General features: G+C 60.3%; 19 protein-coding genes. 12 read left to right on the forward strand and 7 right to left on the reverse strand.

Features of this window, described 5'->3' with window-relative positions:
- Positions 1-9: 9 nt before the first annotated feature.
- Entirely contained in the window at positions 10-588 is a 579-nt protein-coding gene (locus BJF91_RS14400) for an NnrU family protein (protein WP_075615156.1), read from the reverse strand.
- A gap of 198 nt (positions 589-786) precedes the next feature.
- Between BJF91_RS14400 and BJF91_RS14405 the strand changes: the two genes are divergently transcribed.
- Positions 787-1,824 carry a polysaccharide deacetylase family protein gene (locus BJF91_RS14405; RefSeq protein WP_139310704.1) on the forward strand — a complete coding sequence of 346 codons (1,038 nt, stop codon included), beginning with the start codon at positions 787-789 and terminating at the stop codon, positions 1,822-1,824.
- 15 nt (positions 1,825-1,839) lie between these two features.
- Here the strand turns inward: BJF91_RS14405 and sbmA are convergent, their stop codons facing one another.
- Positions 1,840-3,117 (reverse strand): peptide antibiotic transporter SbmA, encoded by a 1,278-nt coding sequence (gene sbmA, locus BJF91_RS14410; RefSeq protein WP_075615157.1) that lies wholly within the window; start codon positions 3,115-3,117, stop codon positions 1,840-1,842.
- Positions 3,118-3,230: 113 nt separating this feature from the next.
- Positions 3,231-4,427 carry a YbfB/YjiJ family MFS transporter gene (locus BJF91_RS14415; protein WP_075615158.1) on the reverse strand — a complete coding sequence of 399 codons (1,197 nt, stop codon included), beginning with the start codon at positions 4,425-4,427 and terminating at the stop codon, positions 3,231-3,233.
- Positions 4,428-4,630: 203 nt separating this feature from the next.
- Here BJF91_RS14415 and BJF91_RS14420 point away from each other — a divergent pair, with 203 nt between their 5' ends.
- On the forward strand, positions 4,631-4,861 hold the full coding sequence (locus BJF91_RS14420) for a hypothetical protein (protein WP_075615159.1): 231 nt from the start codon (positions 4,631-4,633) through the stop codon (positions 4,859-4,861).
- 53 nt (positions 4,862-4,914) lie between these two features.
- Here BJF91_RS14420 and map read toward each other — a convergent pair whose 3' ends face one another.
- From map to glpK, 3 genes are all read right to left on the reverse strand, one after another.
- Positions 4,915-5,664, reverse strand: a complete 750-nt coding sequence (gene map, locus BJF91_RS14425; RefSeq protein ID WP_075615160.1) for a type I methionyl aminopeptidase — start codon at positions 5,662-5,664, stop codon at positions 4,915-4,917.
- Positions 5,665-5,820: 156 nt separating this feature from the next.
- Positions 5,821-6,858: an LLM class flavin-dependent oxidoreductase gene (locus BJF91_RS14430; protein ID WP_075615161.1), complete on the reverse strand. Its 1,038-nt coding sequence runs from the start codon at positions 6,856-6,858 to the stop codon at positions 5,821-5,823.
- A gap of 401 nt (positions 6,859-7,259) precedes the next feature.
- Positions 7,260-8,753, reverse strand: coding sequence for a glycerol kinase GlpK (gene glpK, locus BJF91_RS14435; RefSeq protein ID WP_075615162.1), 1,494 nt, complete (start codon positions 8,751-8,753; stop codon positions 7,260-7,262).
- 308 nt (positions 8,754-9,061) lie between these two features.
- On the opposite strand from glpK, the gene BJF91_RS14440 reads away from it, so the two are divergent.
- From BJF91_RS14440 to BJF91_RS14485, 10 genes are all read left to right on the forward strand, one after another.
- Entirely contained in the window at positions 9,062-9,832 is a 771-nt protein-coding gene (locus BJF91_RS14440; protein ID WP_075615163.1) for a 3-hydroxybutyrate dehydrogenase, read from the forward strand.
- 119 nt (positions 9,833-9,951) lie between these two features.
- Positions 9,952-11,421 (forward strand): xanthine dehydrogenase small subunit, encoded by a 1,470-nt coding sequence (gene xdhA, locus BJF91_RS14445; RefSeq protein ID WP_075615164.1) that lies wholly within the window; start codon positions 9,952-9,954, stop codon positions 11,419-11,421.
- Positions 11,422-11,681: 260 nt separating this feature from the next.
- Entirely contained in the window at positions 11,682-14,024 is a 2,343-nt protein-coding gene (gene xdhB / locus BJF91_RS14450) for a xanthine dehydrogenase molybdopterin binding subunit (RefSeq protein ID WP_075615165.1), read from the forward strand.
- A 41-nt stretch (positions 14,025-14,065) separates the two neighbouring features.
- Positions 14,066-14,857, forward strand: a complete 792-nt coding sequence (gene xdhC, locus BJF91_RS14455) for a xanthine dehydrogenase accessory protein XdhC (RefSeq protein WP_075615166.1) — start codon at positions 14,066-14,068, stop codon at positions 14,855-14,857.
- Positions 14,858-14,922: 65 nt separating this feature from the next.
- Positions 14,923-16,641, forward strand: coding sequence for a tetratricopeptide repeat-containing sulfotransferase family protein (locus BJF91_RS14460; protein ID WP_075615167.1), 1,719 nt, complete (start codon positions 14,923-14,925; stop codon positions 16,639-16,641).
- Positions 16,642-16,896: 255 nt separating this feature from the next.
- Entirely contained in the window at positions 16,897-18,132 is a 1,236-nt protein-coding gene (gene puuD, locus BJF91_RS14465; RefSeq protein WP_075615168.1) for a urate hydroxylase PuuD, read from the forward strand.
- Entirely contained in the window at positions 18,129-19,433 is a 1,305-nt protein-coding gene (guaD, locus tag BJF91_RS14470) for a guanine deaminase (protein ID WP_075615169.1), read from the forward strand. The genes puuD and guaD overlap by 4 nt, the downstream gene beginning before the upstream one ends.
- 133 nt (positions 19,434-19,566) lie before the next feature.
- A complete protein-coding gene (locus tag BJF91_RS14475; RefSeq protein WP_075615170.1) occupies positions 19,567-20,586 on the forward strand; it encodes an ABC transporter substrate-binding protein in 1,020 nt (339 codons plus the stop codon).
- A gap of 114 nt (positions 20,587-20,700) precedes the next feature.
- Positions 20,701-21,519 carry an ABC transporter ATP-binding protein gene (locus BJF91_RS14480; RefSeq protein ID WP_075615171.1) on the forward strand — a complete coding sequence of 273 codons (819 nt, stop codon included), beginning with the start codon at positions 20,701-20,703 and terminating at the stop codon, positions 21,517-21,519.
- A 13-nt stretch (positions 21,520-21,532) separates the two neighbouring features.
- Entirely contained in the window at positions 21,533-22,423 is an 891-nt protein-coding gene (locus BJF91_RS14485) for an ABC transporter permease (protein WP_075615172.1), read from the forward strand.
- Positions 22,424-22,645: 222 nt separating this feature from the next.
- On the opposite strand, the gene BJF91_RS14490 is transcribed toward BJF91_RS14485, so the two are convergent.
- On the reverse strand, positions 22,646-23,119 hold the full coding sequence (locus BJF91_RS14490) for a hypothetical protein (RefSeq protein WP_075615173.1): 474 nt from the start codon (positions 23,117-23,119) through the stop codon (positions 22,646-22,648).
- Positions 23,120-23,463 lie beyond the last annotated feature (344 nt).

Genomic DNA, 23,463 nt, shown 5'->3' on the forward strand with positions numbered 1-23,463 from the left:
AATGTGCCATTACATCGGCAGCGGCGACACGCCGATCAGCAATTCATGCAGTTTCAGCACGATGGCAACGTAGGCGACGAGACCGATCACCACGGCGTAGAGATCGTATTTTGCCGAGACGAAAGGCGCCCGCGTCAAAAGCCCGGCGCGCTCGCGGCGCTTCAGCGAAATTCGTGTGATCACGCCCCAGGCGAGGAATGTGCCAAATAGCAAGATCGAGCGCAGGTCACCGTTGGACAGCAGGTGAGCAAGGGCCCAGATCTTCACAGACAGCACCATGGGATGCTTGGTCTTGGTGGCGATATGGCCAGCCGGCATCAGGCTGGCCACAAGACAGATCACCGCAAACAGCATCAGCGTCAGCGTCAGGTGCGTCATGCCTTTTGGCGGGTACCAGACGTCGATAAACGGCGAAATGCTGTAGCCGTAAACGACAAGGGCAAGGCCGATAAGGGAAATGACAGAGAAAATTCCACGCCAGCGGTTCGCCCCAAAGCGCGCTACCAGCGCATCGTGCTGGCGCGGCGCGAAGGTCGGCATGAGATGCAAGACAGGAAAGATAATCAAACCAATGATCAGAATAAGCATGGAGCAACCCCGCGATGACAATGGCTTAGAGATAGCTCCTCTCCCCAGTCTTGACCAGCCTGCATATCAGGGCGGAAATGTGGGACTGAGCGAAGGAAGGCGACCGGCGCCCGTTTCAGCACCGGCCGCCATTCCCCACCAAAGCTTCGCCGCATTTGCCTTCCATGCAGCGGCATCGCTCACGACAGGGTTGTTCGCTTGGCTTCGTTTCGCTTTTTCTCCCTCACCCCCGCCTGGCTTCTGGCCGCTGGCGTCTGCCTTTCTGGCCCCGCCCTGGCCGAAAACGCCAGCACCACGGCCCATAAGCCAAAGCAATTGCTGCTGATTTCCTTCGACGGTGCCGCAGACAACAGGCTTTGGGAGAGAAGCGGCGAGATCGCCCGGAAAGCGAACGCGCATTTCACCTACTTCCTGTCCTGCACCACGCTGATTGCCCGTGGCCCGGCGTCGAAAGCCTATCAGGCGCCGGGCGAGAAGCCGGGTAAATCCAATGTCGGCTTTGCCCCCGACGAGGCCGATGCCGCAGCAAGGCTTGGCCACATCTGGCAGGCGCATCAGGAAGGCCATGACATATCGAGCCATGCCTGCGGCCATTTCGATGGCAAGGACTGGAGCGAGGCTGATTGGACCGCAGAGTTCTCGACGTTCAAGGCGGTACTGGCGAGCGCCTGGCAGAAGAACGGCGTCGGCGACAAGCAGCCTGATGGCTGGCAGGATTTCGTGAAGACCGGCATCAAGGGCTTTCGCGCACCTTATCTCTCCACCAGCAAGGGCATGGTGGCAGCTGAAAAGAAGGCGGGCTTCGTCTACGATGCCAGCCTCGTCACCAAAGGCCCGCTACCACCGGAAAAGGATGGCGCGCTGTCGCGCTTCGGCCTGCCGCTCATCCCGGAAGGTCCGGGCGACAGGCCAATCATCGGCATGGATTATAACCTGTTCGTGCGCCACTCCGCCGGCTTCGACAACCCATCGAAAAGCGCCGAATTTGAAGACCGCACCTACCAGGCCTTCAAGACCGCGTTTGAGGCGCAGTACAGTGGCGACCGCCACCCCATGCAATTCGGCTTCCACTTCGTGCTGATGAACGGCGGCGCCTATTGGCGGGCGATGGAACGGTTGGTGTCAGAGGTCTGCCACCGCGAAGACGTTGCCTGCGTCAGCTATTCTGAAGCCGTGACCATGCTGGAACAGCAAAACGAAAACGGCCGGAAAAATCCGGCCGGGTCTTCGTTTTAGATCGATAGCTGAAGATCAATAAGGCTTGTCGGCCGCGATCTCGCCGTCGCTTTCTTCGCGCGCCAGATAGCGCTGGTCGATCTCAGGCAGCGGCTGATCATCGATGGCCGCCTCAAACGCTTTCAGACGCTTATGGATCGAGAGCAGTTCGATGATCGTGGTCCAGGCTGAAACCAAGTATTGGAAAGAGCTGCTGACAGCTTCAAACGCTGTCCGAATCTGCTGGTAGATGCCGTAGGTTATTGCCCCAGCAACGATGGTCGGAACCAGCATGAATACCAAGAATAGAGCATCCGCTTGCACATAGAAGTAGCGTGCGACGTTGAAGTAGAGATAGTGGAAATACATCCTGAAATAATTTTTCCGAACATTGCTGAAAAGCGCCTTCACAGTTGGTGGCTGTGCACGATCGGCGTGGTCCTCACCGTAGACCAGTTCCTTGCGGTAGGCGGCCTCGACACGTTGATTACGAAAATTCAACCCGGGAAGCTTGATCCCAACGACAGCCAGCAAAACAGTGCCAAAAACTGACCAGAACAAAGCGAGCCAAAACAAGGAATGCGGTATAGCACCAAAGAAGGGAAGAGAAGTTACGTAGGAGGACAGACCAAATAAGATTGGCAAAAACACAGCCAACGTCATTACCGAGTTTATCAGGCTGATCCCAAGCGTCTCAAGCGTAGACGCAAACCGCATCGTGTCTTCCTGGACGCGCTGCGAAGCCCCTTCGATGTGGCGCAGCTTCTCCCATTTCGACATGTAGAAGTTGTTCATCGCCGTGCGCCAGCGGAAAATATAATGGCTCGTGAAGAAGTCCGTGAGGATAGACACGAACATGCTGAGAAAGGCGATGTAGGCAAAAACGATCATCAGATCATAGAAGTTCTCGACCGTAATCCCAGGCTTTTTGGCCAGCGCATTCTGAAGCAGGTCCCCGAACGGACGGCGCCAATTATTGATCACAACAGAAATCTGAACGCCAAAATAGGTGACCAGAATGATCAGCATCGACCCCCACACCGACCAGACTTTCCATTCATGATCCCAGGCAATAAACGTCCAGGCCAGACCGAACACGCCAAGCGACACCATAAGATAGCTGTAGAACCACAAATTCTCCGGCATTAGAAAATAGGTGAGGTCATAAGGTTCCGCCGTGCCTTCAGGCGACACGAAACCGAGGCTTGCGCCCAGCCCCTCAGCAAACAAATACCAGCCGAAGATGGCAACGAGCGTCCAGACTAGAGCCGAGGTGAAGAACAGTTTCGGCTTGGGGAAGAAGGAATGAAACACAGGCAATTCCCATAAGATGAGGCCAGGATGTGATCGGGCAAACTATGCCAGAAGCCGCAGTGCAGCAATGGCGCAGATACCACCTTAACGATTTGTAATCGCTGCAAAGGTCGTCATACCGTCTTTCTCCACAGGCTTGCGGCCAGAATGAGGCTGGCGAGCAGCACGGCACCGGCCACGAGGCTTGGCAGGGCAAAGCTGCGGCTGGTGGCCGCAAGCCAGCCGGCAGCAAGAGGACCGATCGTCTGGCCGATGCCGAAGGCGACAGTCATGATCGACAGAGCCTTGCGGGGGCTTGCCGGCACAAGGTGTCTCGCCAGGCGCAGGCCATAGGCTGTAATCGCCATGAAGGTCGCGCCGAGAAGCGTGGCCCCGGTCAGCGGTGCGGCTATGCCCGGCAGGCCGACCGAGGCAAAGACACCAACCGCCGCCAGAAGCAGTGCGAGACTGTAGGCTCCGAAGAGCCCGAGCCGGCCGAGCACCGGGCGCCAGGCAAACAGCGAGACCGCCGCCATGATGCCCGCCAGAAACCAGGAGAGAAATTCTGCCACCGGACCGGCGTGGGCCATGCGTGCCATGGTGACGATGAACGTGGCGGTGATCACATAGCCGAAACCGAACAGGCCATAGGAGGCAAACAGCAGCAGAAACGACCGGCTCCAGGCGAGCGGCGGCTCCTTTTCATGGCGGACCGCGCTTTTGCCAGGGGCAGGCAACAGCCGGCGGACGGCGAGAAAGATCAAGACGGTCAGCGCCGCCCCGGCCAGCCAATCGAGCCGCCAGCCGGCAAGTGCCAAGACGCCGTCCAGGTGCGACAATCCAAACACCAGCAGCGAGGAGGCTGCGATACCCGCGCCGACACCTCCGAAGTGGATGGATTGCGCCTGTTCGCCTGTTCTCGGGTCCGCTTGTAAGCCGACATGGGCAAGCACAATAGCGCTGGTGAAGATCATCGCGAATGCGCTCGCCACACCGGACAGGAAGCGGATGAGCATGAACAGGCCGACATCACTCGTCAGCGCCATGGCCGCCAGAAGCAGGCTGGTTGTCAAAAGCGACAATAGGGCCAGCCACCGCTCGCGTCCGGCGGCCCAGCCCTGCCCCGCCAGCACGGCTCCGGCGAGATAGCCGAGAAAATTGGCCGCAGCGATCAGCCCGGCATCATCGGGACGCAAATGTAGGTCTGCCATCATGCCCGGCAGAATCGGGGTGAAGGAAAAGCGGCCGAACCCCATGGCCGCAGCCATGGCCAGCGCCCCAGCAAAGGCGACGGACGGAAAACGACGATGGCGGGTAGGTAGGACGGTCATGCTGAGCTTATGACACCGCCGAATGCCCCGGACAAACCAAAAAAGCTGATGATGTCCTTCATCTGCGGGAATGGCTGCCGTGCTGTCGCCTCCAAATCATCCACCGAAAAATCCAGAAGGATACCGGAAACAAGGGCATCGGGCCGATTTAAATTCTCGGCTCGATGCTGTAGGGGAGGCACAAACCATTCAAGGAGTGCATCATGAGCGATCTCAGCATCAGCCAAGCCATCGACAATATCTACGCCTCGATCAACAACGACAACGAGGACATCGACCTGCATATCGCAGCACTCAAGGCCGCCATGGGGCGAGAAGGCGTCAAGGAAGCGGTGTTCGAAACCGCCAAGCTCGCCCAGCCGAACCGCCAGGGCCGCAAGATGATGCAGGCCTATTTCAAGAAGAAGGGTATCGCCGTCGGCTTTACCGGCTGAGCAAATTGTCGAGATACTCATAAACTCAGACGAATGAGGATGCTGGCGGAAACTTAGTCCGCCAGCGTCAGAATCAACGGCCCGTTCTTAGTCGCCACGACCGTATGCTCAAATTGCACGGTTGGCGCCTTGGGGTCGCTGTAAAGCGTCCAGGGGTCGTCGCCATCCTCGGCCCATTGACCGCCGAGTGACAGGAAGGGCTCGATGGTGAAAACCTGCCCCTCTTCCATGATCCGGGTCTCGTCCGGGTCGGCCCAGGTGGAAAGCTCGCGCGGTTCTTCATGCAGCGACCGGCCGATGCCGTGGCTGGCGAGATTGGCAATCAGCGTATAGCGGTTCTTGGCGGCAAAGGCGCCGATGGCCTGGCCGATATTGGCGAAGGGCGCGCCTGTCTTGACCTGGGTGACGCCGAGAAACAGCGCCCTTTTGCCATCGCGCAGCAGCTTGTCGATCTTCGGCTTGCCAGGCGGCACGATGAAGGAGGCGCCGGTATCACCGAAAAAGTCGTTCTTGACGCCGGATACGTCGATATTGACGAGATCGCCGCGGGCAATAACCCGATCGCCGGGAATGCCATGCGCCACTTCCTCATTGACGCTGATGCAGGTGGCGCCGGGAAACTGGTAGCAGAATTCGGGCGCCGATTGCGCGCCATTGTCTTCCAGCACCTTGCGACCGATCAGGTCCAGTTCGCGTGTGGTAATACCCGGCTCCAGGGCGGCGCCCATGGTCTTGACCGCCAGCGCACAGAGATAGCCGATCTCCTTCAGGTGCTGGAGTTCTTCGTCGCTGGAGATGATCATAGGCAGACTTTCGAATTTGGCGCTTTTCTCGCTGCTTACGCGCCCGCCGCCATCAGCGTCAACCCACTCCTAAAACATGCGCGATCTTTAAAATCGCTCACATGATTGAGGTCTGTGTTTTGACGCCTGTCGAGATCGCAAAACCGCGAGACGGTTTTACGCGCTCTGCTTGACCGCCTCGCGCACCAGCGGCGCGACTTTCGTGCCGTAAAGCTCGATACCGCGCATGATATCCTTGTGCGGCATAGGGCCTATCGCCATTTGCAGCAGGAAACGATCGTTCTTGAACAGGGCGTGGTGGGCGATGATCTTGTCCGCCACCTCTTCCGGGCCGCCGACGAACAGCGCTCCATGCGGGCCGCGCATCGCATCATACTGGCCGCGATTGGTCGGCCCCCAGCCGCGCTCGCGGCCGATCCGGTCCATCACTTCCGCCTGCGGTGCGTAAAAGATATCGGCGGCCGATTGGGTGGTGTCATGGATGAAGCCATGGACGTTGATCGAGGTCTTCAGGATCGAAGAATCGACCCCGGCCTTTTCCCCGCTCTGCCGGTAAAGATCGACCAGCGGTTTGAACCGGCGCGGCTCGCCGCCGATGATGGCGATGGCCAGCGGCAGGCCGAGATAACCGGCCCGCGCCACCGATTGCGGCGTGCCGCCAACCGCGATCCACAGCGGCAGCGGGTCCTGCAACGGTCGCGGATAGACGCCGCGACCCTGGATCGGCTTGCGGGTTTCGCCCTCCCAGGTGACAATCTCGTTGTCGCGGATCTCCATCAGCAGCTGCAGCTTTTCAGCAAACAAAAGATCATAATCATCAAGCTCATAGCCGAACAAGGGAAAGCTCTCGATGAAGGAGCCGCGCCCGGCCATCATCTCCACCCGCCCGTTGGACAGGAGATCGACGGTGGCAAATTGCTGGAACACCCGCACCGGATCATCCGAACTCAGCACCGAAACGGCGCTCGTCAGGCGGATGTTCTTGGTCTGCACGGCGGCGGCGGCCAGGATCGTCGCGGGCGACGAGGCCATGTAATCCGGCCGGTGATGCTCGCCGAGGCCAAAAACATCCAGCCCCACTTCATCGGCCAGCCGGATTTCCGCCAGCAACTCATCCACCCGGCGCTTGGCCTCCTGCCCCTTGTTGGCTGCTTTGGGGTCGACATCGGCGAAAGTGTAAAGGCCAAGTTCCATGGGGTGTATCCTCTGTTGGTGCACCGGCAGATAAGTGCAAATGCACCGCTTGGCAAACCCTGGGGTGAGAACGCAGCGTTCACCGGATGTGGCTATCAAGTGTCTTGAACGTCAGGGCAAGTCCGCCCCTCACCCCGCCTCCGCTGCGCTCGGCACCCCTCTCCCCACAAGGGGGCGAGGGACATTCGCAACGCTTCAGCCTCCCAGACATATTTGATGGAGAAGAAGGAGGCGGCATATCTCCTTCTCCCCCTTGTGGGGAGAAGGTGGCGGCAGCCGGATGAGGGGAGTCGAAGCCCGCAGCAGTTCCTCATACCCATAAAAATCAACTGCTTATGATATATTCCTGATTCATTTTGGAATCGACTTGAATCAGTTTCTCACAACCTTGATTCACCGTCTCAAAACGAGGTTAGCGTCCGGCGCACGGCGTCCTGCCAGCCTTTCAGTTTGTCGGCGCGGATGTCCGCATCCATGGCTGGCTTGAAGCGGTGGTCGCAGGCCCAGGCCTGGGCGAACTCGTTCATGCCGGGCCAGAGACCGACGCGGCTGGCGGCAAGGAAGGCGGCGCCGAGTGCGGTGGTTTCGATAATCGCCGGACGGTCCACCGGGGCGTCGAGCAGGTCGGCGAGACGCTGCATGGTCCAGTCGGAGGCTGCCATGCCGCCGTCGACGCGCAGCACCATCTCGTCTTCGCCGTTCTGCCAGTCCTTGTGCATGGCATCCAGCAGGTCGCGGGTCTGGTAGCAGACGGCTTCAAGGGCGGCGCGGGCAAATTCCGCAGGGCCAGTATTGCGGGTCAGGCCAAACAGCGCGCCGCGCGCCTCCGGGTCCCACCAGGGCGCGCCCATGCCGGTAAAGGCGGGCACGAGATAGACGGGTTGGCCGGGATCGGCCATGGCCGCCAGCCGTCCGGTCTCGGCGGCATCGCCGATCACCTTCAGCCCGTCGCGCAGCCATTGCACGGCGGCACCGGCAATGAAGATCGATCCTTCCAGCGCGAAGGTGGTCTTGCCATCCATCCGGTAGGCGATGGTGGTGAGCAACCGGCTCTTGGAGGCAACGCGGTCGGCGCCGGTGTTGAGCAGCGCGAAACAGCCGGTGCCATAGGTGGACTTGACCATGCCGGGCGCAAAGCAGGCCTGGCCGATGGTCGCCGCTTGCTGGTCGCCCGCCACGCCCAGGATCGGCACAGCGGCACCGAAAACGGCCTGATCGGTGACGCCGAAATCGGCAGCGCAATCCTTCACCTCAGGCAGCATGGCCGCAGGGATTTTCAGGATCGACAGCAATTCCCCGTCCCAGCAATGCTCGGCGATGTTGAAGATCAACGTGCGCGAGGCATTGGTGGCATCGGTGACGAAGCTCTTGGCCCCGGTCAGCCGCCAGATCAGGTAGGAATCGACCGTGCCGAAGCAGAGCTTGCCGGCTTCAGCCTTCGCCCGCGCGCCCTCGACCTCGTCAAGCAGCCAAGCGAGCTTGGTGCCGGAAAAATACGGGTCGAGCAGCAGGCCCGTCTTTTCTGTAAACAGCGGTTCCAGCCCGTCGCGCTTCAGCCATTCGCAAAAGGCAGAGGTGCGCCGGTCCTGCCAGACGATGGCATTGTGGATCGCCTTGCCGGTGTCACGGTCCCAGACGACGACGGTCTCGCGCTGGTTGGTGATGCCGATGGCGGCAAGATCGGCAGCCGTGATGCGGGCGCGGGCCAGCGCATCGTGGATCGAGTGCATGACGCTGTCCCAGATCGCCTCGGGATCATGCTCGACCCAGCCGGACTGGGGGAAGATCTGCGGGAATTCCTTCTGGCCCGTGCCAACGATCCGCATGGCGGCATCAAAGACGATGGCGCGGCTCGAGGTGGTGCCCTGGTCGATCGCCAGCACAAATCCGCTCATGATACTCCTCCCAGAGTTTTTCTAGAATTTCAGTTTTCGCTTTCTTTCGCTTGCGACAAGATACGAAAGTTTTAACTCAAGTCAAAATGCAAAATGAACCGCAAACGAAGAAGGCGTCGGCCCGGTCTTCGGTCTGCCAGCAACTGCACCTGATGCCGACGTGATCGCACAGGACAATTGCATAGCATAGCGGTTTGGGCATAGGTTTAACCGTGCTGCAGCGCAACCATCTGCGTCGCGTCCACTGTAGCCAAGCCTGTACAAGCCAAGCCCATTTCAAAAGAATTCATCGCATAGGGAGTTACGTCATGACCAGGACTGTCGTCATCACCGGTTCCACCAGCGGCATCGGGCTTGGCATCGCCCGCGCCTTCGCCGCAGAAGGCGCCAATGTATTGATCAACGGCTTTGGCCCGCTCGGCGAAATCGAGGCGATCCGCAAGGAGCTGGAAGCCCATGGCGGTCGGGCACTCTACCATCCCGCCGACATGACCAAGCCCAAGGAAATCGCCGAGATGATCGAAACGGCGATTGCCGAATTCGGGGGCATCGACGTGCTCGTCAACAATGCCGGTATCCAGCATGTGGCACCGGTGGAGGAATTCCCCATCGACAAATGGGACCAGATCATCGCCATCAACATGTCGAGCGCCTTCCATACCATGCGCGCCGCCATGCCTTCGATGAAGGAGAAGAAGTACGGCCGGATCATCAACATCGCCTCGGCCCACGGCCTGGTCGCCTCGCCGTTCAAATCCGCCTATGTCACCGCCAAGCACGGCGTTCTCGGCATGACCAAGTCTGTCGCCCTCGAAGTCGCGACGATGGGCATCACCGTCAACGCGATTTGCCCTGGCTATGTACTGACGCCGCTGGTTGAAAAACAGATCCCGGATACGGCCAAGGCGCGCGGCATTCCCGAAAGCGAAGTCAAGGACGTGATGCTGCATCTGCAGGCCACCAAGGAATTCGTTTCCGTCGAGGATATTGCCGCCATGACGCTGTACCTCGCCAGCGACGCTGCCAAGCAGGTTACCGGCAGCAGCTTCTCCATCGACGGCGGCTGGACGGCGCAGTAACACTCCTTCGCAATAACAGACATTAAAGACACAGAAACAGGAACTGCCACTTTGCGTGGCAGTTCGTATAAACTGGTGATTCTGATCCGGGCATCCGCAATCGCTCTCGAAAGGCCATCATGACCGACAGCATCCGTTTCCTGCTCAACGACCAGCCCGTGACGCTTGATAGCGCCGATCCGACCGGCACGCTGCTGGACTATCTGCGCCTGCAAAAACAGCTGACCGGGAGCAAGGAAGGCTGTGCGGAAGGCGATTGCGGCGCCTGTACGGTTCTCGTCGGGCGGCTGGTCAAGGGCCAGCTGCGCTACGAGACCGTCAATGCCTGCATCCGGTTCATCGGGTCGCTCAATTCCACCCATGTGGTGACGGTCGAGCATCTGGCAGCAAAGGACGGCAGCCTGCATCCAGTGCAACAGGCCATGGTCGATTGCCATGGCTCGCAATGCGGCTTCTGCACCCCCGGCTTTGTCATGTCGCTCTACGGCCTGTGGCTGGAAAGCGAGGCCCCCAGCCGGGCGGAGATCGAGCGCGCGCTGCAAGGCAATCTCTGTCGCTGCACCGGCTATGAGCCGATCGTGAAGGCGGCCGAGCAGATGGGCCACACCCGTCCGTCTGCCCTGTTCGATCCCCTAGCGCGCGAACGCGAGCAGATCGTCAAGACGCTCGCAGCCATGGCAGAGAGCGACACGATCGTGCTTGATGGCGATGGCCGCAGCCTGATCGTGCCCAACAGCGTGGCAGCACTCGCCAATGTGCTTGCCGCCCATCCAAGCGCGACTGTTGTGGCCGGCGCAACCGATGTTGGCCTCTGGGTGACAAAACAGATGCGGGTGCTGAACCCCGTCGTCTTCATCAATCATTTGCAGGAACTGCAAGACATCACGGTCGACGCGACCGGGATCTCCATCGGTGCCGGCGTCAGCTACAGCGCGGCCTTCGACTGTCTCAGGTCCGAAATCCCAGCCTTCGGCCGGCTGATCGAGCGGATCGGCGGCCAGCAGGTGCGCAACATGGGCACGATCGGCGGCAATATCGCCAATGGCTCGCCGATCGGCGACACGCCGCCGGCCCTGATCGCGCTTGGCGCGGAACTGACCTTGCGCTCGGCGTCCGGCACCCGCACCCTGGCACTGGAGGATTACTTCCTCACCTATGGCAAACAGGACCGCCAGCCGGGCGAATTCGTGGAAAGCGTTCATGTGCCGCGGCCAGGGGCGGACAGCCATTACGCCGTCTACAAGATCTCCAAGCGCCGCGACGAGGATATTTCAGCGCTGTGCGGCGCCTTCTATCTGGAAAAGGACGCCAGCCACCGCGTCACCACGCTTCGCATCGCCTTCGGCGGCATGGCCGGCACGCCCAAACGCGCCAGCGCTGTGGAGGCGTCCCTGATCGGCAAGATCTGGAACCGTGAAACCATCGACGCCGCCCGCGCCGCCTTCGATGCCGATTACCAGCCGCTGACCGACTGGCGCGCCAGCGCGGACTATCGCCAGCTGACGGCCAAGAACCTGCTGACCCGGTTTTTCCTGGAGACATCAGGTGAAGGGCAAGAGTTGCGGCGGTTTGCGGTGGAGGAAGTTTGATATGGGAATGAAGGATCAAATTTCGGTCATGGCTTCGCCCCCCTCATCCGGCTGCCGCCACCTTCTCCCCGGCGGGGAGAAGAGGCAGGCTGCCTTCGTCGCATTTCTATCGCAACCGTATCGAGCACGTCATATCCGGCATTTCCTCCTGGGCAAGACATCACCTCTCGTCTCTTCTCCCCAGCGGGGAGAAGGTCCCGGCAGGGGGATGAGGGGGGCGAAGCCCAATTTTGTTGCTGTCGTTTCCAGGAGCCAAGCGCATGGATAAGGCCGTCTTCACCACCGCCGCTGCCATCAATGGCCCGATGCATCAATCGCTGCGCCATGATTCAGCCCATAAGCATGTGGCCGGAAGTGCTGAATACATCGACGACATTCCCGAACCATCAGGTCTGCTGCACGGCGCGCTGGGCATGGCGGATCGCGCCCATGCCGAGATCGTGTCTATCGATCTTTCGGCCGTCAAAGCCTATCCCGGCGTCGTCGCCGTACTGACGGCAAACGACATTCCCGGCGTCAACGATGTGTCATCAGGCGGGCGCCATGACGAGCCACTGATCACCAAAGACAAGGTAGAGTTCCACGGCCAGACGATCTTTGCCGTCATCGCCGAGAGCCGCGACGCGGCCCGCAAGGCGGCAAGACTGGCCAAGGTGGATTACCGCGACTTGCCGTTCTGGACCGATATCGACGCCGCCATATCAAACGAGGCGCCGCTGGTCACGCCGGGCATGGTGCTGAAGCGCGGCACGCCGGAGACGGAACTCGATAAGGCCGAACACCGCCTTCAAAGTTCGATGCGGATCGGCGGCCAGGAGCATTTCTATCTGGAAAGCCATATCGCCATGGCGATCCCTGGCGAAGACGAGGATGTCACCGTCTGGTCCTCGACCCAGCACCCTTCAGAAATCCAGCATATCGTCGGCCATGTGCTGAACACGCCCTCGCATGCGATCACCGTCAACGTGCGGCGCATGGGCGGCGGCTTCGGCGGCAAGGAAACCCAGGGCAATCAATTTGCGGCGCTTGCCGCTTTGGCGGCCAAGAAGCTCAACCGCGCCGTCAAGTTTCGCCCGGACCGTGACGAGGACATGTCCGTCACCGGCAAGCGGCATGATTTCAAGATGGATTTCGACGTTGCCTTCGACGGCGCCGGCCGCATCCATGCAATAGAGGCGAAGTTCGCCGCGCGCTGTGGCTATTCCTCCGACCTGTCAGGCCCGGTCACCGACCGCGCCCTGTTTCACGCCGACAGCAGCTATTTCTATCCGCATGTGAAGCTGACCTCGCAGCCGCTGAAGACCCATACGGTGTCCAACACTGCCTATCGCGGCTTTGGCGGCCCGCAGGGCATGCTGGGCGCAGAAAGGGTGATCGAGGAAATCGCCTATGCTCTGGACAAAGACCCGCTTGAGATCCGCAAGGCCAATTTCTACGGCGAGACCGGTTCCGGCCGCGACCTGACGCCCTATCACCAGCAGGTCACGGACAACATCATCGCCCGCGTGGTGGAGGAGTTGGAAACCTCCTGCGATTACCAGGCGCGCCGCGCCGCCATCCTCACCTTCAACAAGACGAGCGCGGTCATCAAGAAGGGCATTGCGCTCACCCCGGTCAAGTTCGGCATATCCTTCACCATGACCGCTTATAATCAGGCCGGCGCGCTTGTTCATGTCTATCAGGACGGCTCCATCCACCTCAATCATGGCGGCACCGAAATGGGCCAGGGCCTCTATACCAAGGTCGCCCAGGTGATTGCGGATGGGTTCCAGGTGGATATCGACAAGGTGAAAATCACCGCCACCACGACAGGCAAAGTGCCGAATACCTCGGCCACCGCCGCCTCCTCGGGCTCGGATCTGAACGGCATGGCAGCTTACGATGCCGTGCGCCAGATCAAGGAACGGCTTGTGGCCTTTGCCGCGGAAAAATGGGGGGTATCTGCTGCCGAAGTGGTGTTCCTGCCCAATCGCGTCAAGGTCGGCGGCGAGGAGATCCCCTTCCCCGACTTTATACGCCAGGCCTATCTCGGCCGCGTGCAGCTATCGGCTGCCGGCTTTTACAAGACGCCGAAGATCCACTGGAACCGCGAGACCGGGCGCGGCACGCCTTTCTACTATTACGCTTACGGCGCTTCCTGCACCGAAGTCTCCGTGGACACCCTGACCGGCGAATATTTGATCGACCGCACCGACATTCTCCACGATGTCGGCAAATCGCTCAATCCGGCCATCGATATCGGCCAGATCGAGGGCGGTTTCGTGCAGGGCATGGGCTGGCTGACCACGGAGGAATTGTGGTGGGACGGCAAGGGCCGGCTGCGCACCCACGCGCCGTCCACCTACAAGATCCCGCTCGCCTCCGACCGCCCGAAGATTTTCAACGTCAAGCTGGCCGATTGGGCTGAAAATACCGAACCGACCATCGGCCGCTCCAAGGCGGTCGGCGAGCCGCCCTTCATGTTGGCCAATTCCGTGCTGGAAGCACTGTCCATGGCAGCAGCCAGCGTGGCCGATTACCGGATCTGCCCGCGCCTCGATACGCCGGCAACGCCTGAGCGAATTCTGATGGCCGTGGAACGGCTGAAGGAGGCAAAGCTCTAGTGCCACACGTAATCGCCGAGGGGGGAGTATCCGAGGGGGTTTTGCGGACATCGCTTTCAACATTCCTGTCGCAGCACCGCGACAGCGTCGCCGTGACCGTAACCGAGGCCAAGGGATCGACCCCGCGCGAGGCGGGCGCGCTGATGGTGGTGGCAGCGGGCAGCGTATTCGGCACGATCGGCGGCGGCCAGCTGGAGTATCTCGCCATCGCCAAGGCCCGCACAATGCTGGCCGGCGGCGAAGACGAAGCGAAGCTCGACGTGCCGCTCGGCCCTGAGATCGGCCAATGCTGCGGCGGCCGCGTGGCACTGTCGCTTGCCCGGCTGACGCCATCGCGCACGCAAGCTCTGCTGGCCGGAGAACAGACAGCCCGCGCCGCCTTTCCCGAGGTGTTCGTGTTCGGCGCGGGCCATGTAGGCCTTGCGCTTGCGGCGGCTCTCGCGCCCCTGCCCTTGCGCACCCGGCTGATCGACGCCCGCAGTGAGATTGATGGCGAAGTGCCGATGGGTATCGTGCTTGACCGCAACCCCATGCCGGAAATGCTGGTGTCGAAACTCGCCCCCGGCGGTGCGGCGGTGATCGTCACCCATGACCATGCGCTGGATTTCCTGATTGCCCGCGAGGCGCTGGCGCGCGACGATCTCGCCTATATCGGCATGATCGGCTCGGCCAGCAAGCGCGCCACCTTCTCCCATTGGCTGGCGCGCGAGGGCGAGGATGTGACAAGACTCGAGCGGCTGATCCTGCCGATCGGCGCAAGCCCGATCAAGGACAAGCGCCCGCCCGTCATCGCAGCACTCGTGGCCGCCGAACTCGTCTGCCGACTGCTGTAAGCTTCAGGCAGGTCTGGGATGCGAGGCGTGGACGGTAATCGCGCAGAACGGCAAAGAGAGAAGACATGAGCGCCCTGGAAAAACTGCAGGCCCAGCGCCAGAAACTGGAGCCCCTGTTGGATCTGGCGCGCCAGCATTCGGCAGCGGATCTCGCGCTTCTGCCGGACGAGGAGCGCCGCAAGATCGAAGGCCTGCAGCAGATGGCCTGCAAAGCGGCGCGAGAGCTGGCCGAAGTCTCCATCCACGTCAAAGACTATGCCGGCGCCCGCAACCTGCTGGAAGCGATCTTGTCGATCCGCCCCGACGCCACCGTGCATATCAGGCTCGCCGATCTCATCAGGGCAGACGGTCGCTGGGCAGACGCGATTGAGCAGTACAAGGCAGCACTTGCGTCGGGCGAGCCGACCGCTGATCTCTACGCCAGCCTTGCCGATTGTCTGAAAGAAGCTGGCCGCTATGAGGAAGCCAACGAGGCCTACGACCAGGCCTTGACCCTCGACCCACACCAGACTGACGCGCTCAAAGACAAAAGCTTCCGCCTGCTGATGCAGGGCGAGTTCGACCTTGGCTTGGCGCTGATCGAACGGGCCATCGCAGCCGCCCCTGATGATCTCATCGGTCACTTCTATCACGGCCAGGCACTACAGGGCCTTGGGCGGATGAAAGAAGCACAGCAAGCCTATCGCGAAGTGCTAGCGCGCGATCCCGATCACGTCGACGCCTATCTGCTGCTCGGCATGCTGACGCGCTATGACAAGCAAGCGCCCGAGATCGCGGCGATGCAGGCACTGCATGCAAGGCTCACCGACGAGCCAGCCCGGCGTCTGAAACTCGGCTTTGCACTCTATAAAGCGCTGAACGACATCTCCCGTTATGACGAGGCTTATCCCTATCTCGAGGATGCCAACCGCGAGCGCCGCCGCCAGTTTCCGACCTATGCCGTCGAGCAGGATCTCGCGCTGATGCAGGCGCTGGAGGAGCGCTTTACGCCGGATTTCGTGGCGCACTGCCATGCGCTCATGGAACAGGGAGGATACCGGCAGTCGGAACGGCCAATATTCGTGACTGGCCTGCCACGCTCCGGCACCAGCCTCACCGAACAGATCCTCGCCAGCCACGCTGACGTCTACGGCGCTGGCGAGCTGGAAACGCTGAGCTATGCGATAGCCGATGCCTTCCTGGAGCCTCACAGCCAGATCCTGAAAGGTGAAGACAGCCTGACGCCGCAGGCGCTTGCCCATGCAACCCAGCGTTATATCGCCCCAGTGCGCGCCCGGACGGACAAGCCGCGCATCGCCGACAAGATGCCGGTCAACTTCCTCTGGATCGGCTTCATCAAGCTGATGTTTCCCGCCGCAAAGATCATCGTCACCCATCGCGATCCGCTGGCCAATGGCTTTGCCCTCTATTCCAGCTATTTCCCCAGCGACGGCATGCAATATAGCTATGACCAGACCGAGACCGCCCGCTATATCGCCGCCCACCGCCGGCTGGTCGCCCATTGGCAAAAGCTATTCCCCGATGATGTGATGGAGCTCGGCTACGAGCAGCTGACAATCGACCAGGAAGCCGAAACCCGCCGCCTGCTCGCCTTTTGCGACCTCCCCTGGGACCCCGCCTGCCTCGACTTCCATAAGGCCGAACGCGCCGTGATGACCCTGAGCTCCGCCCAGGTCCGCCAAGGCCTCTACAGCGGCGTCGACAAGAAAACCGCGCACTACCGTCCTTGGCTGGGACCGATGATCGAGGAGTTGGCGCAGGCCGGCTTGGTCGAGCGAGGCTGAGCTTTCCACCCCGGCAGAACCAATCACGCCGCCAGCCCAACCAACCAATCTGCCTAAAACGAATGCATGCACAAATTTCTGCGCTTTGATGGAAAAGTGCCCTTCCCTTGGCGCGCGGGATTTTGCAATGTCGACGGTCGGGAGAGCCAAAGCATCGGCCGAAAAGTGGGAACCGGTTTTCGGATGACCCGATGCGAATAGAAACCAGAGCATGGCGCCCAAAGTTCTGCGTCCTATGCTTTCATGAGGTCTATAATGTATGAATTCGCCATCGCCTGGGAATGGCTGGCTTTTGCGGTCCGCTGGCTGCATGTCGTGACCGCCATCGCCTGGATCGGCTCTTCCTTCTATTTCATCGCGCTCGATCTCGGCCTCGTCAAACGTGCCGGCATGCCGGAAGGTGCCTATGGCGAGGAATGGCAGGTGCATGGTGGCGGTTTCTACCATGTGCAGAAATATCTTGTTGCTCCCGCTTCGATGCCTGAGCATCTCACCTGGTTCAAATGGGAAAGCTATGCCACCTGGCTATCGGGCTTTGCCATGCTCTGCGTGGTCTATTACGGCGGCGCAGACCTGTTTCTGATCGACCGCAGCGTGCTCGACATCAGCCAGCCGCAGGCGATCGGCCTATCCATGGCCTCGCTTGCCATTGGCTGGATCTGTTACGATCTGCTGTGCAAATCGCCGATCGGCAAGAATACCTGGGGTCTGATGATCCTCCTTTATATCCTGCTGGTCGCCATGGCCTGGGGCTATACGCAGGTGTTTACCGGCCGCGCCGCCTTCCTGCATCTCGGCGCCTTTACCGCGACGATCATGACGGCAAACGTGTTCTTCATCATCATGCCCAACCAGCGAGTGGTGGTGGCCGACCTGATTGCCGGGCGCAAGCCCGACCCGAAATACGGGATGATCGCCAAGCAGCGCTCTCTGCACAACAACTACCTCACCTTGCCAGTCGTGTTCTTCATGCTGTCCAATCATTATCCGCTGGCCTTTGCCACGGCCTATAATTGGATCATCGCCGCCCTCGTCTTCCTGATGGGCGTCACCATCCGCCACTGGTTCAACACCACCCATGCCAGAAAAGGCCGACCGATCTGGACCTGGATGGTCACAACAGTGATCTTCATCGTCATCATGTGGCTGTCGACGGTACAAAAACCCGGCGCCGGCGAGCATGCAGCGCTGTCGCCGATGCAGCAACAGTTCATGGCCGATGCGCATTTCGGCACAGCGCGCGATATCGTCCAGGCGCGCTGTTCCATGTGCCATGCGGCCGAACCGGTCTGGGAAGGGCTGACCTTCCCGCCGAAGAATGTGAAATTCGAAACCGATGCCGAGATTGCGGCCCATGCCCGCGAGATCTATATCCAGGCCGGAAGAAGCCATGCCATGCCGCCCGGCAATGTCTCCGAGGTGACGCCGCAGGAGCGCGCCCTGCTGGTGGCCTGGTATGAAAGCGCTGTGAAAGGCCAAAGCCAGCAATGACCAAGACCCTGATCCGCGGGCGCCTGCTCTCCTTCAAGAGCCAGCCCCGGCACATCACCGATACCGACAGCTATCTCTATGAAACCGACGGCGCCGTTCTTATCGAAGACGGCATGATCCTCGCGTCAGGCGGCTATGATCAGGTCAAAGTTGACGCCGACGAGACCACTGTCGAGATCGACCATCGTCCGCATCTGATCCTGCCCGGCTTCATCGATTGCCACGTGCATTTCCCGCAGATGCAGGTGATCGGTTCTTATGCCGCCAATCTCTTGGAATGGCTGAACACCTATACTTTCCCCGAGGAATGCCGCTTCGTTGAGACCGCGCATGCCGAGCGTATCGCCACGCATTTCTTCGACGAATTCCTGCGCCAGGGCACGACGACGGCGGTGGCATACTGCTCCGTCCATAAGACATCGGCCGACGCCTTCTTTGCCGAAAGCGCAAGGCGCGGCACCCGCATGATCGCCGGCAAGGTGATGATGGACCGCAACGCCCCCCAAGGCCTGCTCGATACGCCTCAGTCAGGCTATGACGAGACCAAGGAACTGATCGAAAGCTGGCACGGCCGCGGCCGCAACCTCGTGGCCATCACCCCGCGCTTTGCCATTACCTCGACGCCAGAGCAGATGGAACGCACCCAGGCGCTCGCCCGCGAATTCCCGGATCTGCATATCCAGACGCATCTCTCTGAGAACCGCGAGGAAATCGAGTTCACCGCCAGCCTTTACCCTGAGTCAACAGACTATACGGATATCTATGCCCGCTACGGCCTTCTCGGGGAGAAAACCCTGTTCGGCCACGCGATCCACCTGTCAGAGCGGGAGGCAGATGCTCTCGCAGAGGCGAGATCCGTCGCGGTGCATTGCCCAACGTCAAACCTCTTCCTCGGCTCCGGACTCTTTCCGCTCAAGGCGATCCAGCGCCGCGACAAGCCGGTGCGCGTTGCCGTTGCCACCGATATCGGCGGTGGCACCAGCTATTCCATGCTGCGCACCATGGACGAGGCTTACAAGATACAGCAATTGCTGGGCGAGCGGCTGAACCCGCTCGACAGTTTCTACCATATGACGCTTGGCAATGCCGAGGCCCTGTCGCTTAGCGATAAGATCGGCACGCTGGCCCCAGGCACCGAAGCCGACCTGGTCGTGCTCAACGCCCGCGCCACCCCGGCCATGTCCCTGAAAATGGAAGCCGTGACCTCGCTCACCGAGGAACTGTTCCTGATGCAGACGCTGGGCGACGACCGGATTGTGGTGGAAACCTATGTGGCGGGCGTGGGGAGCAAGCCGAAATAGCTTAACGATCCATTCATTTTTCAGGTCTCTGAAAGCTGACTGAAAGCTAGCCCTGCTACACCTGTTCCACCGTATCGTGGAGGAGACGCGCCGGGGAGCGCGCCACAGATACCGCTACAGAGGAGGATTACCCATGCGTTCTACCCGCACATTTTTCCGCGCCCTTTCGCTTTGCGCGGTTGCGGCTGTCGCTCTCGCCGGCAGCACGGCGCTGTCGCAGGCGGCCGAAAAGATCACCATCATGGTTGGCGGCTATGAAAAGCAGATCTATCTGCCTGCCAAGCTGACCGAGAGCCTCGGCTACTTCAAGGAAGAAGGTCTCGATGTCGAGCTTCTGAACGAAGCCGCTGGCGTCGACGCTGAAAACCAGCTTCTGGCTGGCGCCGTCCACGGCGTTGTCGGCTTCTACGACCATTGCGTCGACCTGCAGGCCAAGGGCAAGTTCGTACAGTCCGTCGTGCAGTTCAGCCAGGCGCCGGGCGAAGTGGAGCTGGTATCCTCCAAGAACCCTGAAATCAAAAGCTTTGCCGACTTCAAGGGCAAGACGCTTGGCGTGACCGGGCTTGGCTCCTCCACCAACTTCCTGACCCTCTACATGGCCTCCAAGGCTGGCCTGAAGCCGGGCGAGATCGTCACCATTCCGGTCGGTGCCGGCGGCACATTCATCGCCGCCATGCAGCAGAGCAGCATCCAGGGCGGCATGACCACCGAGCCGACGATTTCGCGCATGATCAAAACGGGCGAAGCCTCCATTCTCGTCGACCTGCGCACCGTGGAAAAGACCCGCGAAGCACTGGGCGGCACCTATCCGGCAGCCTCGCTCTACATGGAAACTGCCTGGGTCAACGAGCATAAGGAAGAAGTCCAGAAGCTCGCCAATGCCTTCGTCAAGACGCTGAAATTCATCAATACGCATTCGGCGGCTGAAATTGCCGAAAAGATGCCGAAGGATTTCTACGTTGGCGACAAGGAGGGCTACATCAAGGCTCTCGAAGCCGGCAAGGGCATGTTCACCCCCGATGGCGTGATGCCGGAAGATGGCCCGCCGACGGTTCTGGCCGTGCTCTCGGAATTCTCCAAGAACGTCAAGGGCAAGAAGATCGACCTGTCCAAGACCTATACGACCGAATTCGTCAAGAACGCCAAGTTCTGATCGCGCAATTGATGACTTGAACGGGCCGCCCCTGCCCTACGGGCTGGCGGCCCACACTTTATCCTTTGAAAGAACAACACTCTGCGGGCCTGGCGCTCGCCGGAAGGATGTCCCATGGCCAATGACCAGAGCCGGACCCCGGCTATCGAACTCATCAATGTGACCCGCCGCTTCGTGTCCCCCACCGGCAAGACGCTAACGGCGCTGAAAGATTTCAACATGGCGGTCGAGCGCGGCGAATTCGTCGCCGTCGTTGGCCCGACCGGCTGCGGCAAGTCGACCACGCTCAACCTCGTCACCGGCCTTGCCAAGCCCAGCGCCGGCGAAGTGCGGCTGATGGGCGGCCCGGTCAACGGCATCGACCCGCGCGTCGGCTTCGCCTTCCAGAAAGATGCGCTGTTTCCCTGGAAGAACGTCATCGACAATGTCATGGCCGGCCCGCTGTTTCGCGGCAAGTCGAAGGCGCAAGCCGAAAAGTCGGCTAAGGATTGGCTTGCCCGCGTCGGCTTGAGCAAGTTCCTGCACCACTATCCCCACCAGCTCTCGGGCGGCATGAGAAAGCGCGTGGCGCTGGCGCAGACCTTCATCAACGAGCCGGAAATCCTGCTGATGGATGAGCCCTTCTCGGCGCTCGACGTGCAGACCCGCACCGTGATGCACGAGGAACTGCTGAAGCTCTGGGCCGAGCGCAAGGCCTCTGTCATCTTCGTCACCCACGATCTGGAAGAAGCCGTGGCGCTGGCCGACAAGGTCTATGTGCTGACCGCAGGCCCCGCGACCGTCAAATCGGTCTACCCGATCGAGCTGCCGCGCCCGCGCGTCGTCTCGGAAATCCGCTACGAGCCGGCCTTTGTCGAATACTGCAAGACGATCTGGGAAGACATGCGCCAGGAAGTCGAAACCAGCTATCGCCGCGCCAGCGAAGCCGCCTGAGGAGGACAAGATCATGGCAGACGTAACCCTACAAAGCCCGGCCACCCCGGCAGCCGCCACCTTCCGCGCCGGCACTTCTGACAAGGAAATCGAAGCCGCAGCGCTGAAATCCGTCAAGCGTCGCAAGCAGATCGTGCTGTTTTGGCAGATCGCCATCCTGGTCGGCGTGCTGACTCTATGGCAGGTCGCTTCCGACCAGACCTGGATCGACCCGTTCTTCTACGCCAGCCCCTATGCCGTAGTCGAGCGCATCTATGACTGGGCAGTCAATGGCACCACCGAAGGCTCGCTGTGGTTCAACCTCGGCATTACCATGCAGGAAGCGCTGATCGGCTTCTTCACCGGTTCATTCGCCGGCGTCGTGGTCGGCATCGGCCTTGGCCGCAACAAGCTGCTCTCGGACATTTTCTCGGTCTATATCAAGGCAATCAACTCGATCCCGCGCGTGGTTCTGGCGCCGATCTTCATCATGATCATGGGCCTGGGCCTCGCCTCCAAGGTGGCGCTCGCCTTCATCATGGTGTTCTTCGTGGTCTTCGCCAACGCCTTCCAGGGCGTGCGTGAAGCCGACCAGGACATGATCGCCAATGCCCGCATCCTCGGCGCCAGCGACTGGCAGGTGACCAAGGCCGTGATCGTGCCCTCGGCCATGAGCTGGATCTTCGCCAGCCTGCATGTCTCCTTCGGCTTTGCCATCATCGGCGCCATCGTCGGCGAATTCGTCGGCGCCCGCTACGGCATCGGCCAGCTGATCTCGATCGCCAAGGGCACCTTCGACGCCGCCGGCATGTTCGCCGCCATCGTGCTGGTCATGATCATCACACTCGCCGCCGAATATGTCATGACCCTGATCGAAAACCGCCTGGCCAAATGGCGCCCGCAGCAGAGCCTCGACACGCACTGAGGGGAGCTGGCCCGGAAGGGTTTGGATTTGGAAGCCGCTCGCAATGGAGATTGCGGGCGGCTTTTTTGTCATTGCCAATTAAACTGTTTAATCTGGATAATCGAACGACCGCTTCGTGCTATCATTCATGTTGTTGAAACACTTCGGTCGGACGCCTGTAAATAGCCGTCTGCTTGTAACTTCCGCAAAGCGCCACAAGCGGACATTCTGAGGTATGGTCGGCTAGAGGCGAAGGCTCCATTTGTTCGAACTTGTTTCAATGCTGCTATCGCCCGACATTGCGGAGGAAAGAATGCAGTTCTCAACGTCATCCTCTCCAATTTTTTTGAGATAGCCGATCAACTCAAGAAAGTCCCTGTCTGGCAGGGTTGTCAAAAGCGTTGGATGGTTGGCAATTATCCATTTTTGAAGTTGCGCACTGAAGGTATCTCTGGACGCTCCCTCCATCCGGAGATCGAGGGTTTTGACGTAGAAGGGTGTGATAACGGTCTTCGTGAATTGCATGCCAATAGGACTTTTTGCACTATCTGGCACGCATTCGGAGATGGCGGCCTGTAGCCGCTTCGAGGTCCCTTGAGGATCAGCACGATAGTTGGCCAACACCCGCTCCGCACCTCTGACGTTAGGAACCTTTATAGTAGCGATCACGCCACCTACTACGAGCGCCACTGCGGCGAAGACAAATATAACGCGCATCGTCCATCCTTGTTTGCGCAAGGGCATACGCGAAAACAGTCAAAGAATTATGCAATTGGGTCGAGTAATTTTATCTAATCGCGCACCCGTCATCTTGCTGAAATGGCTGCTTTGGGCCAATTGCGGACCCAAAGCCGCAGCCTGTCGGTCGTAAAGCCTAAAAGCAGCAGACCGTTCATACAGGGGACACAAATCAAAATGCAGTCAGCGCATCCGCCAACACATCTCCCACTGTCACACCCCCTTCACGCGCCGGTGGTTAACATCCGTCAATTCTGCCCAGACGCGAGGAACATGACGTGACGGACGCGACAACTGCCGGACTTGCTCACCCCTCCCACGCC

Source organism: Gillisella taibaishanensis (genome assembly GCF_001938985.1).
In the GTDB taxonomy this organism is placed as follows: Bacteria; Pseudomonadota; Alphaproteobacteria; order Rhizobiales; family Rhizobiaceae; genus Allorhizobium; species Allorhizobium taibaishanense.